At 69.1% G+C, this 17,547-nt stretch carries 15 protein-coding genes; 4 read left to right on the top strand and 11 right to left on the bottom strand.

Annotation, left to right across the window (positions count from 1 at the left end):
* Window positions 1–67: 67 nt before the first annotated feature.
* Window positions 68–2,536, bottom strand: coding sequence for an accessory Sec system translocase SecA2 (secA2, locus tag JOF29_RS16080; RefSeq protein WP_209694999.1), 2,469 nt, complete (start codon window positions 2,534–2,536; stop codon window positions 68–70).
* 129 nt (window positions 2,537–2,665) lie between these two features.
* A complete protein-coding gene (locus JOF29_RS16075) occupies window positions 2,666–3,463 on the bottom strand; it encodes a GNAT family N-acetyltransferase (RefSeq protein WP_209694998.1) in 798 nt (265 codons plus the stop codon).
* Between JOF29_RS16075 and JOF29_RS46275 the strand changes: the two genes are divergently transcribed.
* Window positions 3,423–3,662, top strand: coding sequence for an AMIN-like domain-containing (lipo)protein (locus tag JOF29_RS46275; protein WP_425557254.1), 240 nt, complete (start codon window positions 3,423–3,425; stop codon window positions 3,660–3,662). The two genes, JOF29_RS16075 and JOF29_RS46275, sit on opposite strands and share 41 nt — an antisense overlap.
* 7 nt (window positions 3,663–3,669) lie before the next feature.
* On the opposite strand, the gene JOF29_RS16070 is transcribed toward JOF29_RS46275, so the two are convergent.
* From JOF29_RS16070 to JOF29_RS16055, 4 genes are all read right to left on the bottom strand, one after another.
* On the bottom strand, window positions 3,670–5,679 hold the full coding sequence (locus JOF29_RS16070; RefSeq protein ID WP_209694997.1) for a GxGYxYP domain-containing protein: 2,010 nt from the start codon (window positions 5,677–5,679) through the stop codon (window positions 3,670–3,672).
* 166 nt (window positions 5,680–5,845) lie between these two features.
* A complete protein-coding gene (locus tag JOF29_RS16065) occupies window positions 5,846–6,589 on the bottom strand; it encodes a hypothetical protein (protein ID WP_209694996.1) in 744 nt (247 codons plus the stop codon).
* 11 nt (window positions 6,590–6,600) lie between these two features.
* A complete protein-coding gene (locus tag JOF29_RS16060) occupies window positions 6,601–8,673 on the bottom strand; it encodes a M64 family metallopeptidase (protein ID WP_209694995.1) in 2,073 nt (690 codons plus the stop codon).
* A gap of 80 nt (window positions 8,674–8,753) precedes the next feature.
* On the bottom strand, window positions 8,754–9,224 hold the full coding sequence (locus tag JOF29_RS16055; protein WP_209694994.1) for a hypothetical protein: 471 nt from the start codon (window positions 9,222–9,224) through the stop codon (window positions 8,754–8,756).
* A gap of 58 nt (window positions 9,225–9,282) precedes the next feature.
* Between JOF29_RS16055 and JOF29_RS16050 the strand changes: the two genes are divergently transcribed.
* Window positions 9,283–9,939 (top strand): class I SAM-dependent methyltransferase, encoded by a 657-nt coding sequence (locus JOF29_RS16050; protein WP_209694993.1) that lies wholly within the window; start codon window positions 9,283–9,285, stop codon window positions 9,937–9,939.
* Between the two features lie 43 nt (window positions 9,940–9,982).
* On the opposite strand, the gene JOF29_RS16045 is transcribed toward JOF29_RS16050, so the two are convergent.
* Entirely contained in the window at window positions 9,983–10,336 is a 354-nt protein-coding gene (locus JOF29_RS16045; protein ID WP_209694992.1) for a GntR family transcriptional regulator, read from the bottom strand.
* Window positions 10,337–10,519: 183 nt separating this feature from the next.
* Here JOF29_RS16045 and JOF29_RS16040 point away from each other — a divergent pair, with 183 nt between their 5' ends.
* On the top strand, window positions 10,520–11,185 hold the full coding sequence (locus JOF29_RS16040; RefSeq protein WP_209694991.1) for a class I SAM-dependent methyltransferase: 666 nt from the start codon (window positions 10,520–10,522) through the stop codon (window positions 11,183–11,185).
* A 41-nt stretch (window positions 11,186–11,226) separates the two neighbouring features.
* Here the strand turns inward: JOF29_RS16040 and JOF29_RS16035 are convergent, their stop codons facing one another.
* From JOF29_RS16035 to JOF29_RS16020, 4 genes are all read right to left on the bottom strand, one after another.
* Window positions 11,227–12,165 carry a glycoside hydrolase family 19 protein gene (locus JOF29_RS16035; protein WP_209694990.1) on the bottom strand — a complete coding sequence of 313 codons (939 nt, stop codon included), beginning with the start codon at window positions 12,163–12,165 and terminating at the stop codon, window positions 11,227–11,229.
* A 95-nt stretch (window positions 12,166–12,260) separates the two neighbouring features.
* Window positions 12,261–14,030 (bottom strand): aspartate--tRNA ligase, encoded by a 1,770-nt coding sequence (gene aspS, locus JOF29_RS16030; RefSeq protein WP_209694989.1) that lies wholly within the window; start codon window positions 14,028–14,030, stop codon window positions 12,261–12,263.
* Entirely contained in the window at window positions 14,027–15,355 is a 1,329-nt protein-coding gene (gene hisS / locus JOF29_RS16025; RefSeq protein ID WP_209694988.1) for a histidine--tRNA ligase, read from the bottom strand. The genes aspS and hisS overlap by 4 nt, the downstream gene beginning before the upstream one ends.
* Window positions 15,356–15,369: 14 nt before the next feature.
* Entirely contained in the window at window positions 15,370–16,059 is a 690-nt protein-coding gene (locus JOF29_RS16020) for an MBL fold metallo-hydrolase (RefSeq protein WP_209694987.1), read from the bottom strand.
* A gap of 238 nt (window positions 16,060–16,297) precedes the next feature.
* Between JOF29_RS16020 and JOF29_RS16015 the strand changes: the two genes are divergently transcribed.
* Window positions 16,298–17,524 (top strand): DUF349 domain-containing protein, encoded by a 1,227-nt coding sequence (locus JOF29_RS16015; protein WP_209694986.1) that lies wholly within the window; start codon window positions 16,298–16,300, stop codon window positions 17,522–17,524.
* Window positions 17,525–17,547: the final 23 nt, after the last annotated feature.

The raw sequence follows: 17,547 nt of genomic DNA, 5'->3' as shown, positions 1-17,547 counted from the left end.
CTGAGGTTCGCCCAGCACGCCGTCGGCCCGCATCGAGCCGACGGCTGTCCACCCCTAGACCAAAGTCTCAGTCCTTCTTCTTCTCGTCCGCCTCATCGGCGTCGTCGTCCGCGTCCCGCAACTCCTCCGGGAGATCGTCGGCGTCCCGCAACTCCTCCGGGAGGTCGTCCTCGGCGAACTGCTCCGCGAGGATCTCCTCGGGTTCGGCGTGGGACTCCGGCTTGATCGCGTTCCGGAGCCGGCCGAGGATCCGGTCCGCCTCGGTGCCGAACGGGTTGTCGTTCACCAGGTACGTCCAGGTCGCGGTCGGCCGCGGGATCCCGCTGGCCTCCTCGTCCAGGCCCTCGCCGGTAATCTCGGCCTCGCCGAACGTCTCGGCCGCGTCCTTCCAGGAGTCCTCGATCAGCGTCTCGAACGACGCGATCGCGGACTTGTTGAACTCGTCGATCGGCTTCAGGTGCACGATCCCGCCGGCCAGCGACCGCAGGTGGATGCCCTCGCGCAGGTCGGCCAGGTACGCCAGGTGGTCGGTCCAGCGCCGGTCCAGGTGCCCCAGCGCGATCCGCCGCGCGGCGCTCTTCACGACGTCCTCACCGACCTCGTCGACGAGTTCGTCGTACCGCTCCTTGGCCCGCTCGGAGAGCTCGGTCGCGGCGAGGTCCTCGGTCAGCACCTTCTCGCGGGTCTCCAGCAGGATCGCGCGCTGCTGCCCGGTCAGCCGGTTGTACTGCCACGTGGTCCGGTGCAGTTCGGCGTTCGCGCCGTCGGCGACCCGCTGCGCGTGCTCGAGCATGCCGATCGACTTGCGGTCCGTGAGCCGGCCGGTGTCGTCGGGGTGCGGGCGCAGGCCGGACGACACGGAGTACCGCGTGACGAGCTCGTCGGCGAGCGACGCGAAGAACAGCGTGCCGCCCGGGTCACCCTGCCGGCCGGCGCGGCCGCGCAGCTGGTCGTCGAGCCGCCGGGACGCGTGCAGGCCGCTGCCGATCACGTACAGGCCGCCCAGCTCGAGCGCCTTCTCCTTGTCGTGCGTCTCGTCCTTGCCGCCGAGCCGGATGTCCGTACCGCGGCCGGCCATCTGCGTCGACACGGTCACCGTCCCCGGTACGCCGGCCTCGGCGATGATCCCGGCCTCCTCGGCGTCGTTCTTGGCGTTCAGCACCACGTGCGGGATCTCGGCGGCCTCGAGCTTGTCGCTGAGCTGCTCGGACTCCTCGACGCTGTGCGTACCGATCAGGATCGGTCGCCCGGTCTCGTGCACCTCGGCGATGTGCTTGACCAGCGCCTCGTTCTTCTGGTCGACGGTCAGGTACAGCCGGTCCTGGTCGTCCTCGCGGACGTTCGGCGTGTTCGGCGGTACGACGGCCACGTCGACCTCGTAGAACTCCTGCAGCGACTCGCCCACGACGACCGCCGTACCGGTCATCCCGCACAGCGACTTGTACCGCTTGATCAGCGACTGGACGGTGATGCTGTCCAGGACCTCGCCGGAGTCGCTGACCGGGACGGCCTCCTTCGCCTCCACCGCAGCCTGCAGACCGTCAGGCCAGCGCTGCAGCTTCGCGATCCGGCCGCGGCTGTTGTTGATCAGGCTGACCTTGCCGTCGCGGACCAGGTAGTCGACGTCCTTGCGCAGCAGCACCTCCGCGTGCAGCGCGACGTTCACCTGGGTCAGGCGGTCGAGGTTCTCGTCGTCGTACAGGTTGATGCCGTCCAGGGCTTCCTCGACCTTGTCGGTGCCCTTGTCGGTGAGGGCGACCGTCCGGCCGTCGCCGTCGATCTCGTAGTCGACGCCCGCGCGCAGCGTCCGGACCAGCTGGACCACGTCGTCGTCGAGCGCCTCGTTGCGGGTCGCGCCGGCCAGCACCATCGGCACGCGGGCCTCGTCGATCAGTACCGAGTCGGCCTCGTCGACCAGCGCCACGTCCGCCTCGACGGTGACCCGGTCCGCGACGTCGGTGACCAGACGGTCCCGCAGTACGTCGAAACCGATCTCGTTGACCGGGACGTAGCAGACCTCGGCCTGGTACGCCGCGCGCCGCTCCTCCGGCGTGGACGCCTGGCCGACGTGCGACACGGTCACGCCGAGCAGCTCGTACACCGGGCCCATCCAGTCGGCGTCCCGCTTGGCCAGGTAGTCGTTGACCGCCAGCACATGCACTTTACGGCCGCCGAGCGCGTACCCCGCGGCGGCGATCGCGCCGGCCAGCGTCTTGCCCTCACCGGTCGCCATCTCGACGATCCGGCCCTGCATCATCGCCAGCGCGCCGACCACCTGGCCGTCGAACGCACGCTCGCCGATCGCCCGCTTGGCCGCGTCCCGGGCCAGCGCCAGGTACTCGATCTGCTCGTCCTCGTGCAGCCCGCCGGTGGTGCGCAGCTCCGCGACCGCCTCGGTGAGCTCTTCGTCGGTCAGCGGGAGGACCGATTCCTCGGCCTCGCCGACCAGCTGGGTGAGCCGTTCGTACGGGCCGAGATCGATCGAGCCGGGGCGCTGCAGCAGCCGGCGGAAGCGGGAAGCGATTTTCAGGGCCATGATGCAGGCAACGTACAGCGTTGACCGGTCGTTCCGCGCGTCACCCCTGGACGCACACGCATACACAACCCCGCGAAACGGCCCGGAACTGGACCCGAGCGGTGGGTTCTGCGTGCCTGTGCGTCCACCCTACGCCCCTGGCGTCCATTGGTACGGCGTTGTAACGGTGACCGCGTGCAGCCCGAGTTTCCGCAGGATGGGGCGGGAGTCCTCGGAGGCGTCGACGCGGAGGAACTCGTACCCGCGGTCCTTCGCCAGGCGGGCGCGGTGCACGAGGAGAGCGGAGTACAGGCCCTGCCGTCGCCACTCCGGCAGCGTGCCGCCGCCCCACAGGCTGGCGAACCCGGTGCCGGGATGGAACCGGACCCACGCGGCCGACACCACCGGCCCGCCGGTGAGCACGTCCTCGACCAGGAACACCGACAGCCGGTCCGGGAACATCCGCGCCTCGCCGGCCAGGTGCTCGACGATCCGCTCGATGCCGTTGTGCCACAGCGAATCCGTGAGTACGGCGATCCGCTCGTAGTCCTCCGGCCCGCGCGCCTCCCGCACCCGGACCTTCGACGGCAGCGCCGACGGCCGCGCGACGACCCGGTCCACCTCGCCGAGGACCAGCGTCTCCTGCTCGTCCCGCACGAACCCGTGCCGCTCGAGCCGCTCCCCCAGATCCGCCGGCTCGTCGTAGGCGTACGTCTTCCACTCGAACGCCAGCCCGCGCTCCCGGAAGAATGCCACCTCCTGCTCGATCACCGCATCCGGGTCGGCCCCGAGCCCCCGCGGCGCCTCGACGAACCCGCCGCCGTCCGCGCCCTCGACGTACGAACGATGCACCAGGCCGACATGCTCCTGCTTCCACCCCGGAATCGCGTCCGCGTCGGGAAGCCGGATGCGACGGTGGAAGACCTCGAGCAACTCGTCAGGCGCCATCCACGCAGTCAACCAACTCTCAACACCCTGCGTCCACCACAGCGTCGCAGTCACCGATCGCCCGAGGTCCGCGCGGGACCGCACGTCTGCTTCGACGATCGGGCTGGGCGTCCGGGCCCGGCTCCCGTTCCGCGTGTGCACGCTTGTGGGGCCGGGCTCGGACACCCGTCTCGTGGTGGACGTCGCCCACCAGTGGTGATGGTTGCCTACAGCACCCGGTTGAGGAGGTCGTAGAAGCTGTTCGCGAGGATCAGCTCGTACGGATCCTTGAGCAGGGCGCCGAGCTCGGCCATGTCGGACGGGGACCACGACCAGGCCCCGATCAGGCCGGAGATGAACAGCGGGCTCGCGCCGTCCCAGCCCGCGATCCGCTGGTCGAGCGCGGCCTTGAACTCGGCCGCCTTGCCGGGAGCGCCCCAGCCGCCGGTGATCGGGATGCCGCCCTGCCGAGCGGTGAGCGTGTCACCGTCCCAGGTCTGCACGATCCCCTTGGTCGGCGTGTAGTCGGCGTACCCCTTGGCGATCTCCTCGGACAGCGGCACCCACGTGTTGTTCTGCCGGCCGCTGTACGCGTACACCTCCTCCAGTCCGGTACGTCGCATGAAGGAGCCCGACATCTTCAGGTACTGCGTGAGCTCGTCGGGCTTCCACGACGCCGGATAGGTGTAGCCCGCGCCGGACGGTCCGCAGACCAGCAGGTCGTTGGCGGTCGCGGTTCGCTGGAAGTAGCTGTAGATGTTCGGACCGGTCTCGACCAGCAGCGGGTCGATCGTCCAGTTGGTCGGTACTTCGCCGCGCTTCGGGTCGTCCCAGATCTCCCGCAGCCGGCGCTGGCAGTACTGGATGTTGTCGCCCTCGCCGAACGTCAGCGTCAGGTAGACCTTGTTCTGCGACTTGCTGATCCGCCGGGGCGCACGCGGCTTGTCGGAGATCGGCGAGGCGAGGCCGGCGTGCACCGTGCCGTTCATGTAGAAGTCGGCCGCGACCACCGGCGAGCCGCCCTTCGACGCCAGGTCGACACCGTCCCACTCACCGGAGACGTCGTTCGCGAACCAGCCCATGTACGGCGCCAGCGTCGGCCACTTCGCGTAGTGCTCGATCAGCAGGTCGCCCGTCGCGCCACCGGGTGGTAGCCAGCTCACCAGGGCCTTGGTGGCGACCACGTAGTCGCGGAAGTACGGGAACGGCTCGACGCGGGTCGGCGACGTGTCGGTGGCGCTGACCAGGTACTGGTTCCACATCTCGACCGTGACGACGAGGGACGTCGTACCGGCCGGTGGCGCGAAGCGGTAGATCCAGTAGTTGCCGCCGTCCGCGAACCTGTTGGCCTCGCCACCGATCGAGGAGTGCGAACCGTCGAACAGGTACGGCGCCTCCTCCGGCGAATTCGGCTCGAACCGGGCGAACTCGGTGCCGTTCGCGGTCACCACCACGTGCCGGACCGAGGCACCCCAGCCGTCGTCGGTGAACGAGTCCCCGAACCGGACGTACACGGCCTCCTTCCCGAGCTTGGCGGAGACGTCCAGGTTGTAGGTACCGCGGTTCGACGAGTCGCGGATCTGCCGCGTCTCGCGGGCGATCTCCAGCCACTGCACGCCCTCGACGTCGACCACCCTGGTCGGCGGGAGGCCGGCGAGCAACTGCTTGCTGACCCGCGGGAACAGGTTGTCGAGCTGCCACCGGTACGTCTTCACCCGGTCGTTGTCGAACATCCCGCGCAGGTCCTTCACGATCTTCAGGCCGTACGCCTTCGCCTGGTCCGCGTTCGCGACCACGGAGTTCTCCAGCCCGGCGAGCGTCGTGGCGACGTTCAGCGAGTCCGGTACGGCGTCGTCGTACACGATCGCGCCCCGGACCCGGCTCCGGTACTTCGCGACCAGGTCCAGCGGGTTCTTGTACAGCTTCTTCGGCAAGCGCATGTCGGACAGCCACTTGGCGTCCGGCACGCTCGCGGTCCCGGTGTCGTAGATGAAGTACAACTCCGGCTCGGTACGGTTGACGACGCCTTGCAACGTTGTCAGCAGGGTCTGATCTTCCCCACTGAGCTTGCTGACGTCGGCGTAGTCCAGGTGTCGTGGGCGGTTGAACACCGGCAGCAGCCGAGCGGGGCTGCCGGACGTCGATGAAACTGCGGCTTCTGCGGTCAATCCGAAGGGCTGGACGAGCCCCGCCGTCACCGCGCCACTACCCGCCAGGAACGCACGTCTCGAAACCATCGCGACCACTCCCTGAGGTTGACATCGATGTCAAATCTGCCGGGAATGTAGCAACCCCACGAGAGCGTGTACATAGCTCGGTTGGAATCGTTTCCGCCGCGACCGGACACAGGCGATGGTGTCCGGGGACAGGCCATTGCTTGTCCCCGGATACCACTGGGTGTTCCTAGCGGCCGGTGCCGGTGCGGGCGCCGCGGGCTTCGATGGCCTCGGGGAGCGCGGATTCGGGAAGGCCTACGAGTTCGGCGACCGGTGTCATGCGGCCCTCGAACTGGGCTGCGAGCGGGGCGGCTCCCAGGTGCACGGTGCTGGTCGGTTCGTCGATGTGGTGCAGGCGGACCTGGATGCCGGTACGGGATTCCGCAGTGACGTCGGCCGCCGGAATACGGGCGGTGAACTCGTAGATCTCCCGGGGCGTGACGTGGTGGCCCTCGGGGCCGTCGGGGACCGGGAACGAGCGTTGCGTGTTCGGATCCGCGACGGTGCCCGCGTGCAGCAGGCGGTCGTGGTACGTGACCTCGTACGCGTCCGCCCCGTGGAACGTCGTCGACTGGGCCAGCGGGCCGTCGACCAGGTGGCTGTCGACGACCGTCAGACGGTCGCCCCGGACCCGGATCCGGAGCCGGACGTACTGCTCGTCCGGAGCGCCGGTACGGCGGGTGCGCGCAGCCTGCTGGTCCGGGTATCCACCCGACGGCTGCTGCTCCGCCGACTCACGGCTCGCCGCCTCCCGGTTGAACGCGGGTTTCACCGCGCGGGTCGGATCGGGTCGAGCAGGGTCGCCCTTGGTGGGTCCTGCGTGCGGCGGTACGGCGACGTGCTGGCGCCGCGTCTCTCCGGCCGGACTCTTGGTCGGACGGCGATCGCGCGATGCCGGCCGTTCCGTCTGTGTGCCTTTGGGTTGTTTCATTGTCGGCCTCCTTACCAGTTCCGGCCGTGGCGGTAGTTGTGGATCCAGCGGTAGTAGATGCGATCGAGCACGATCCCCCGGCGCCCGTTGATGACGCCGAACCAGTCGGTGTTGTGGACGTACAGCTGCGGTTGTCCGCTGCGCCCGGTCATCCGGGCCGGCTCGAACCGGTCGGCCGCGCCGAGGTTCCACTCCCCCACCCAGTCGCCGACGTAGTCGGCCTTCAGTTCCGTCCCCGAGCTGAGCATCCGGCCGAGGTACTCCGTCGACCAGTCCTGGTCGTTCCACGCCCACAGGTCGCAGCGCCCGGTCCCGTCGATGTCCGCGGCGAAGAACTGGTCGTGCCGCGCCAGCCCGTCCCACCCCGGTACGTCGCCGTCGTGCCGGTGCACGTACGCCAGACCGGACCCGGTGGACCGGAACAGGCCGAGGTACGCCATCGACCAGTCGACGCCGTTGAACACGAACACGTCGCTCTTGCCGTCGCCGTCGAAGTCGCCGAGGATCAGCTGGTCGTGCTGCGCCAGCCCGCCCCAGCCCGGGATGTCGCCGTCGTACCGGTGGGTCATCGAGTACCCGGACGCGCTCGCGCTGAACAGGCCGACGTACGCCATCGACCAGTCGTCGCCGTTGAAGATCACCAGGTCGTCGCTGCCGTTGCCGGTCAGGTCACCGACGAAGAACTCGTCGTGCCGGGCGAGTCCGCCCCAGCCGGGGATATCGCCGTCGTAGCGCCGGCTGACCCAGAACCCGTTGCCGGTCGAGCGCAGCAGGCCGACGTACGGCATCGACCAGTCGTCGGTGTTCACCACCACCAGGTCGTCGCGGCCGTCGCCGTTCAGGTCGGCGACCAGGAAGCGGTCGTGGGCCGCGAAACCGCCCCAGCCGCGGATGTCGCCGTCGTAGCGCGCGACCAGCCGGAGGCCGCCGGCGCCGTCGGACTTCAGCAGGCCGAGGTACGGCATCACCCAGTCGACGCCATTGAAGATCGCCACCTCGTCGGTGCCGTCGCCGTCGAAGTCGCCGACGTACACCTGGTCGTTCGGCATGAACTGCCACGATCCCGGGACCCGTTCGACGGCGCTGAAGCTGTGCTCGAGCGCGGTCCCGTCGGCGCGGAACAGCTGGATCGACGTGCCGTGGTGCAGCAGCAGATCGCTGCGGCCGGTGCCGTAGAAGCGGCCGTCGTACGCGTTCCGGAACGTGTGCTCGGTCTCGTGGTCGCGGGCGGTCTTGATCGACGTGTAGCAGACCGGGCAGTACTCCGGTGTGTTGCTGTTCATCCGGCAGTTCTCGACGGGGCGGTAGATGCCCGTGTTGTTCGTACCGCCGCCCTCGAACAGGCCGACGTCGGTGTTGCTGTTCCAGTCGGTCGGGCGCGGGCCGTTGTTGTAGTTCGCGGCCGACCCGGTCCCGGTCGGCAGCGGGGTGCTCGGCGCGATCAGGTTCGCCCACTTCGTGGTGGCGCGGTCGGTGATCGTGGTCAGGTTGATCCAGCCCTGCTCGCCGCCGGTGTACGCGCCGCCGGCCGAGTACTCGTCCGCGAAGCCGCCGATTCCGTGGCCGAACTCGTGCGCGATGACGGTCCAGTTCACGCCCATCGGCACGTGCGCCCGGCCGCCGCCCCCGCAGCCGCCGTAGCTCGGATTGTTGAGTACGACGAGCAGCTCGTTCCAGTCCGGCACCCACTTGTTCAGGGCGGCCTGGATCCGGGCCTCGGTGTCCGTCCCGTACTCGAGCCAGCAGTGCGCCCAGGAGCCGCTGAAGATCATCCCGAGCGCGGTGTCGTGGATCGTCTGCGAGGCGATCGTGTCGTCCGACGGGTCGGTCGGCGTGCCGTGCTCGTCGTACGTCCGGGTGCTGACTCCGGAATCGACGGAGTCCAGGTTCACCCGGTAGATGTTGTACCCCGACGCGTCCTCACTGTAGTAGTCGTGCCCGAAGACGCCGTCGATCAGCGTCGTCTGCACCCAGTTGTTGTACGCGACCTGATCGACCGCGGTGAACCCGTCCCCCAGCACCGCGATGTTCCGCTTCACCCCCGGCGGCCCTGCCTTCCGCAGCACAGTCATGCTGTCAGCCATCACTCCCCCTTACGCAGCGGCGCCCCCAACGAACACCCCCTACCAAGGCGGAGCCCGGGCCGGCCACGGTGATACAGGGGTCAGGGTTTGCGGCGCGGGAACCTCGACCGGAACGTCCCGTCGTACTCGAGCTGCATGTACCCGGAGGAATGAACGCCGACCGCGAAGAACGCGACCAGGACGAAGACGATCCCCGCGATCATCGAGATGTGCCAGAACGCCGCCGTGACCCCGACGAAGGCCGATCCCTGGGCGATCGCCTTGGCGAAGGAGACGAGCCGCGACCTGGTCACGCGGCGGCGGTACTCCTCCTGCAGGTTCAGGACGAGGAGCGCCGCCAGCAGCGGGATCGAGACGGCGAACGCGACCACGCAGATCGTGGCGGTCAGGTCGAGCGGCTTCACGGTCAGGAACGGCTGCACCACCACGAGCCCGGCGGCGCCGAGTCCGCCGTACATCAGGTTGGACTGCCGGATCCACTCCTGCTGAGCGGCCGGATCGGACGCCGCGTCCTCCACCTCCGCCTTGATCCGCTCGATCTCGTCGTCCATACCCGTCCCTCCAAAACCCATGTGCACAGGCGTACAACAGCCAGCCATAGTAGGCCGCGTGAGGTACTACTACGCAGAGCATCAGGCGGCCTACCAACAGCTCCAACGGGAAGGCCTGACGCAGTGGAACGACCTGCACGGCGAGCGCTGGACATTCGACGACTTCCCGAACCGCGCGTTCCTCGAAAGCGTTCTCGACCGCCTGCCAACTGCGGGCGAGGTGCTGGAGTACGGGTGTGGAACGGGACCGGCGGCTTGTTTCCTGGCGGAGCGGGGGTTTCGGGTCGACGCGATCGACCTGATCCCGGAGGCGATCGAGCTGGCACGGCGATTCGCGCGAGAGCGGGGCGTGCAGGTCAACTTCAGCGTGCAGGACGTGTGCGCGCTGCCGTCTGGGAGCAAGCGGTACGACGTGGTGCTGGACAGCTACTGCCTGCAGTCGATCGTCACCGACACCGACCGAGCCAAGGTCCTCGCCGCCGTACGCGACCGCCTGAACGGCTACTACGTCCTGTCGACGGCCGTGTACAACCCGGAGCGCGTCTACGAGAACGGTTTCCGGTACGACGCCCGCACCGGCATCTGCTACCAGGAAACCCCCGAGCCGACAGCTGACGCCGTACAGCTCGACGGCACCTGGTACCTCCCACACCGCCGCCACCTGCACCCGGAGGCACTACAAACCGAGCTGGAGCAGGCCGGCCTGCACACGTAATCTCGCAGGACGGTGGCGACGTCATCGCCGTCCCGCGCGTCAGTTACCAGGCGCGCTGAAGGATCTCTGTGGCCTCGGCGAACGACAGGCCGGCCTCGCGGGCGGCCTGAGCCAGCTTGACGGCGGCCGCGCGGGTTGCCGCGTCGTTGATCTGGCTGCGGGACGCGAGCACGAACGTGCCGTTGCGGCCGCGCGTCTCCACCAGCTGATCGGCCTCCAGTTCCTTGTACGCGCGGGCCACCGTGTTGACCGCCAGCCCGAGGTCCAGCGACAGCTGCCGGACAGTGGGCAGACGGGTCCCGCGGGCCAGCTCGCCGGCGCGGATCAGCGCCTCGAGCTGGGAGCGCACCTGCTCGTACGGCGGCGTCAGTCCAACCGGGTCGACCGTGATGTCCATCCGGTCAGCATCTCAGGAGAAGTCCTCCGCGGAGAACGCACGCTGCTCGACGAGGACCAGCCAGTTTCCGAAGTTGTCCGGCAACAGCTCAGCCGGTACGACGCTCACCGGGAAAGCTTAGGTACTTTCGGTTCGTACCGAAAGACTGGCGGCGCTCCGGCGGGCGACCGGAGCATCGGGCGTATGAGAGTCGGACAGGGCGGTACCGGGCCGGGGGCGCACACGCGGGACGGCAGTGCGGTCGAGCTGTACGAGGTCACGCCGGCGCACGGCGAGGACGAGCTGATCGACGCCGCGATCGCGCCGCGGAGCAGCATCCTCGAGCTCGGCTGCGGCACCGGGCGGATCACCCGCCCGCTGCTCGCCCGCGGCCATCAGGTGGTCGCGGTCGACGAGTCGCCGGAGATGGTCGCGCGGGTGACCGAAACCGAGACGGTCTGCTCGACGATCGACGAACTGCGCCTGGACCGGCGGTTCGACGTCGTGCTGATGATGTCGTTCCTGGTCAACGTCGCCGACGACGCCGAACGCCTCCGCCTGCTGCGGACCTGCGCGCACCACGTCCGCCCCGGCGGGTCGGTCGTCCTCCAGCAGGAGATCGCCCGCCACGCTCCCGCCGTACTGGAGGACGACCGCCGCAAACTGGTGATCGCCGATGTCGAGGACCTTCCCGGCGGTGCCCAGGCCGCGACCCTGACCCACATCGTCCACGGCCGCTCCTGGTCCCAGCGCATCGTCACCAAGTACCTCTCCGAGGACGAACTCGCGACCCAGCTCGCCGAGGCCGGCCTGCACCGCACCGGCTACCTCTCCCCCGACAGGATGTGGGTCCGCGCCCAGCTCAGCTGAAGCGCGGCCGGACCCCCGTGCGCGGGTCCGGCCGCCATCGGTCAGCCGAGGCCGCCGCCCTGCTTGGCGAGGGTGTCGAACTGGGTGCGGGTGAGTTCGCTCGTGTCGCCCTTGAGCGCGGCCGGGCGGGTGCAGACGACACCGGCCGGGACCGAGCCGGTGAGGTACCGCAGCGCGTTCTTGAACGAGTCGCAGCGCCGCTGGTCCTCCGCGCCGGCCGGGTACCCGATCGCGGCGTTCACCCGGCCCATGTCCAGGTTGTCGGCGTACGGATTGATGCTCCGGGCAACGGTCCAGTACCAGCGGGCGATCGGCGCGCTCCACTGCAGCGACAACGCGAGGTCCGGGTTGCCGAGCAGGTCGATCCCCAGGTACTGACCGGCCGGCCCGTAGTTGAAGTCGCCGGTCAGCTGGATGTACCCGCGGCCGCCGTACAGCCGGGTGTCGCCGATCTCGCGGATGTTGTACTCCAGCCGCGACTCGTGCACCAGGGTCGCGAGGAACGCCGCCTTCCGGTACGGCGTGTTGATCTGCGCGTCCCGCATCGCCTGGTTGAGCGACGGGAGGCCGGTCTCGACGACCGACGGGTTCGCGATCCGGGTGCCGAACATCGCCTGCACGTCGGCGAGCGTGACGTCACCGGCCGGCGGCGGGTTGTCGACGCCGCACTCCGGTACGCCGGGCAGCTTGTCCTCGGGGATCGCGACGTACACGAGCGTCACGTAACCGCCGAGCGCGGGCACGTGCGCCCACCACTCGCTGGTCCCGTCCGAGTTGCTGACCCGGTCGCCGTGTTTCTGGCAGTCGACGTCGATCGGCGTCGGCCCGTTGAGGGTGCGGACCACGGCGGAGGACAGATAGGCGTCGGCGCGGACGTTCACGCCGCTGCCGTACGTCTGGAAAACAGTCGCGTACGCCGGGGCCACCGCAGCGACGGTGAGTCCGAAGCCGACGAGAAGGGCAAGAAGGATACGACGCATGAGCACTCCCGGGGCGGTAGGAGAGGGCGGTCGCCGTGAAAAGCTAACTGAGCATCTTCACGACACCGCCAGTTTCCTCCCAAACCCGGGATTGCTCAACCCTTCTCAGGTTTCGCGTCCACACCCGCTTCCTTGCGCTGCTCCGGCGTGATCGGGGCCGGCGCCGCGGTCAGCGGGTCGAAGCCGCCGCCGGACTTCGGGAACGCGATCACGTCCCGGATCGACTCGGTGCCGGCGAGCAGGGCGGTGATCCGGTCCCAGCCGAACGCGATCCCGCCGTGCGGCGGCGCGCCGAACTTGAACGCGTCGAGCAGGAAGCCGAACTTCTCGGTCGCCTCCTCGTCGGTCAGGCCCATCACCTTGAAGACCCGCTTCTGCACGTCCTCGCGGTGGATACGGATCGACCCGCCGCCGATCTCGTTGCCGTTGCAGACGATGTCGTACGCGTACGCCAGCGCCGAACCTGGATCGGTGTCGAACGTCTCCATCGAGTCCGGCTTCGGCGACGTGAAGGCATGGTGTACGGCGGTCCACGCGCCGGACCCGACCGCGACGTCACCAGCGGCGGTCGCCTCGTCGGCCGGCTCGAACAGCGGCGCGTCCACGACCCACACGAACGACCACGCCGACTCGTCGATCAGCCCGCCACGGCGGCCGATCTCCAGCCGGGCCGCGCCGAGCAGCGCCCGCGACGTCTTGACCGGACCCGCGGCGAAGAAGATGCAGTCACCCGGCTTCGCACCGACGTGGTCGGCGAGGCCCGCGCGCTCCTCCTCGGACAGGTTCTTCGCGACCGGCCCGGCCAGCTCGCCGTCCTGACCGACCAGCACATAAGCCAGCCCGCGAGCGCCGCGCTGCTTGGCCCACTCCTGCCAAGCGTCCAGCTGCTTGCGAGGCTGGTCGGCACCACCCGGCATCACCACGGCACCGACGTACGGCGCCTGGAAGACCCGGAACGGGGTGTTCTTGAAGTACTCCGTGCACTCGACGAGCTCGAGGCCCATCCGCAGATCCGGCTTGTCGGAGCCGAAGCGGGCCATCGCCTCGCCGTAGGTCATCCGCGGGATCGGCGTCTGCACGTCGTACCCGACGAGCTTCCAGAGCGCGGCCAGGATCTCCTCGGCGAGCGCGATCACGTCGTCCTGGTCGACGAAGCTCATCTCGATGTCGAGCTGGGTGAACTCCGGCTGCCGGTCGGCGCGGAAGTCCTCGTCGCGGTAGCAGCGGGCGATCTGGTAGTACCGCTCCATACCGGCCACCATCAGCAGCTGCTTGAACAGCTGCGGCGACTGCGGCAGCGCGTACCAGCTGCCCGGCTGCAGGCGAGCCGGGACCAGGAAGTCGCGGGCGCCTTCCGGCGTCGACTTGGTCAGCGTCGGCGTCTCGATCTCGACGAAGTCATGGCCGGCCAGCACCGCTCGGGCGGCCTGGTTGACCTTGCTGCGCAGGCGGATCGCCGCACCCGGGCCTTGGCGGCGCAGGTCGAGGTACCGGTACTTGAGCCGGATCTCCTCGTTCACCGGGGTCGCGTGGTGCTCCTCGACCGGGAACGGCAGCGGGGCGGCCTCGTTCAGCACCTCGACCTCGGTCGCGATCACCTCGATCTCGCCGGTCGGCAGGTTCGGGTTCGCGTTGCCCTCCGGGCGCGGCGACACCTCGCCGACGATCTTCAGGCAGAACTCCGACCGCAGGCCGTGCGCGGCGTCCTCGTCGCGGATGACGACCTGGACGGTCCCGGACGAGTCGCGCAGGTCGATGAACGCCACGCCGCCGTGATCGCGCCGCCGCGCCACCCAGCCCGCCAGGATCACGGTCTCGCCGGCGTCGGATGCGCGCAGCGAACCTGCGGAACGGTTACGGATCACGAGTTCTCCTCTTGCGTGCTGATACTTGGTCGTAGGTCTTCTGCGGGCGGGGTCCAGGTGGCGGCGTCGGCCGGGACCTGCTCGCCGCTGCGGATGTCCTTCACCTCGGGCCCGTTCCCGGTACTGAACCAGACGAACGGAATCCCGCGCCGATCGGCGAACTTGATCTGCTTGCCGAACTTGGCGGCGGCCGGCGCGACCTCCACCGCGATCCCCCGCCCCCGCAACTGAATCGCGGTCCGCATGGCCTCCGCCCGGTCGTCTTCCGAGTTCAGGGCGATCAGTACAGCCGTCGGAGTACGGCGATTCGCGCTCAGCAACCCCTTGCTGATCAGCCGGTGCACCAACCGCGACACCCCGATCGAGATGCCGACCCCGGGGTACGTCGTCTTACCGTCGGACGCGAGCGAGTCGTACCGCCCACCCGAACAGATCGACCCGTACCCCTCGTCCCCGATCAACTGGGTCTCGTACACCGTGCCCGTGTAGTAGTCGAGCCCGCGCGCGATCTTCAGGTCGGCGACCAGCAGCCCCGGAGCGTGCTCGTTCGCCGCCGTCATGATCTGCGACAGCCGCTCGAGCCCCTCGTCCAGGATCTCGTGCTGCACCCCGAGCGCACGGACCTGATCGGCGAACGACGCGTCGGTGCTCGAGATCTCGGCGAGCCGCAGTACCTGCTTGGCCGTCTCCGCGGACAGGCCGGCCCCGGTGAGCAGCTCGGTCACCTTGTCCGGACCGATCTTGTCCAGCTTGTCGACGATCCGGAGTGTGCCGGTGATGTCCTCGATCCCGAGGCCGCGGTAGAACCCCTCGGGGATCTGCCGGGTGTTCACCTGGATCCGGAACGGCGGGATCGGCAGCTTGCGGAACGCGTCCGCGATCACCAGCGGCAGCTCGACCTCGTAGTGGAACGGCAGCTCGCCGCTGTCGATGATGTCGATGTCCGCCTGCGTGAACTCGCGGTACCGGCCCTCCTGCGGCCGCTCGCCGCGCCACACCTTCTGGATCTGGTAGCGCCGGAACGGGAAGACCAGCTTGCCGCTGTGCTCCAGCACGTACCGCGCGAACGGCACGGTCAGGTCGAAGTGCAGGCCCAGCGCCGCGTCCTCGTCCGCGTTCGCCGCCAGCCGCCGTACGCCGTAGATCTCCTTGTCGGCGTCCTCGCCCTGGTTGGACAGCCGCTCGACCGGCTCGACCGCGCGGGTCTCGATCGACGCGAACCCGTGCAGCTCGAACGTCTCCCGGATCGTGTCGAGGAACTGCAGCTCGACGATCCGGTCCGACGGCAGGAATTCGGGGAACCCGCTGAGTGGACTGAGTTTCATCTATTTGGCCTTGCTCATGGTGTTGGTATCTCCAGGTCCTGCAAGTAGGGGTTGGTCGCCTTCTCCCGGCCGATCGTGGTCTGGCCACCATGCCCCGGCAGGACGACGATCTCGTCGCGCATCGGCAGGATCTTGGTGGCCAACGTATGCAGCATCGCCGGATGGTCGCCGCCTGGCAGATCCGTCCGGCCGATCGACCCGGCGAACAACACGTCACCGGAGAACAGCACCGCGGGCACGTCTTGGGGCCCGTCGTACGGCGTGGTGAACGTGACCGAGCCCCGGGTGTGGCCGGGGGTGTGGTCGACGGTGAACCTCAGGCCCGCAAGCTCCAGGCCCTGGCCGTCCTTCAGCTCGGACACGTCGTCGGGCTCGGCGAACGAGTGGTCGCCGCCGAGCAGCATCCGGGCGGTCTCCGGGCTGACACCGGCCATCGGATCGGCGAGCAGGTGCCGGTCGTCGGGGTGGATCCAGGCGGTCGCGTCGTACGTCCCGCAGACCGGCAGCACCGAGGCCATGTGGTCGATGTGACCGTGCGTGAGCAGCACCGCGACCGGCTTCAGCTTGTTCTCCCGGACGACCTGCTCGACGCCCGCGGCCGCGTCCATCCCGGGGTCGACGACGATGCACTCCGCGCCCTGGCCGGTGGCGACGACATAGCAGTTCGTACCCCACGCACCCGCGGGGAACCCGGCGATGAGCACGACAGACCTTCCTGGAACAGGGTTCGGGACCCACCAAGGCTACCGGTCGGGATCTACTGATATCGAACCGGATTGTGATCCAACCCCGTTGCGCCTGAGCTGGGAGTTTGTGATTGTTCAGGGATAGGCGTCGAGTGAAGCGGCTCGACGCGCCCAGGCGGCCCCTGTTCGCGCGGTTGGACCGGGGACTGGCCAGAATGGGCACGAGCGCAGTGCATACCGCCGGAAGGGGCGAGTTGTGGCCGGAGAGAACTGGGGCCGGGTAGCCGAGGACGGAACGGTCTTCGTACGGACGAAGGACGGTGAACGGTCGGTCGGCCAGTGGCCGGACGCCAACCCCGAGGAGGCGCTCGCCTTCTACACCCGCCGCTACGACGCGCTGGCGTTCGAGGTCGAGCTGCTCGAGCAGCGTGTCCAGGCCGGCACGGTGTCGCCGGACGACGCACGCGCCGCGGTCAAGAAGGTGGGCAGCTCGCTCGAGGACGCCCAGGCGGTCGGCGACCTGGACGGCCTGCGGGCCCGGTTGGACGCGCTCGCGCCGCTCGTCGCCCAGCAGCGCGAACGCCGCAAGGCCGAGCGCGCGGCGAAGGTCGAAGAGGCGCGGTCCGCGAAGACCAAGATCGCCACCGAGGCCGAGACGATCGCGGGCGGTACCGACTGGCGGCACGGCGTCACCCGACTGCGCGAGCTGCTGGACGAGTGGAAGGCCCTCCCCCGGCTGGACAAGTCGTCGGACGACGAGCTGTGGCACCGCTTCTCCTCGGCACGGACGACGTACACGCGGCATCGCAAGCAGCACTTCGCGGAGCTGTCCTCCAAGCGGGAGGAGGCCGCCGTGGTGAAGGAGCGGCTGGCCGCCGAGGCCGAGTCGCTCGCATCCTCGAACGAGTGGGGCCTGACGTCCGGCCGCTTCCGGGACCTGATGCGGCAGTGGAAGGCCGCCGGCCCGGCGCCGCGCGAGGTCGACGACAAGCTCTGGGCGCGCTTCCGGGCCGCGCAGGACCTGTTCTTCGGCGCACGGGACGCCGTACAGGCCGAGGAGAACGCCGAACAGGTGGAGAACCTCAAGGCCAAGGAAGCACTGCTCGTCGAGATCGAAGGCATCCTGCCGGTCGAGGACGCGCGGACGGCCCGTGAGCAGCTCCGCGACCACCTGGACCGCTGGGACCAGATCGGCAAGGTCCCGCGGGACTCGATGCGCGCGATCGACAGCCGCCTGCGCGCCGTCGAGCAGGCCGTCAAGTCCGCCGAGGACGAGGTCTGGAACCGCAGCAACCCGGAGGCCCGCGCCCGCGCCGAGGCCACCGTCAAGCAGCTCCAGTCGCTGATCACCGACCTGGAGAAGCAGGCCGCCAAGTTCGAGTCCCAGGGCAACACCCGCAAGGCCACCGAGGCCCGCGAAGCCGTCGCCGCCCGCCGCGAATGGCTCACCCAGGCCCAGAACGCCCTGACCGACTTCAGCTAACAGGCTGTGGACAACTCCGAACC

Source organism: Kribbella aluminosa (assembly GCF_017876295.1).
In the GTDB taxonomy this organism is placed as follows: Bacteria; Actinomycetota; Actinomycetes; order Propionibacteriales; family Kribbellaceae; genus Kribbella; species Kribbella aluminosa.
This window is presented reverse-complemented; position numbering and strand designations above follow the sequence as displayed.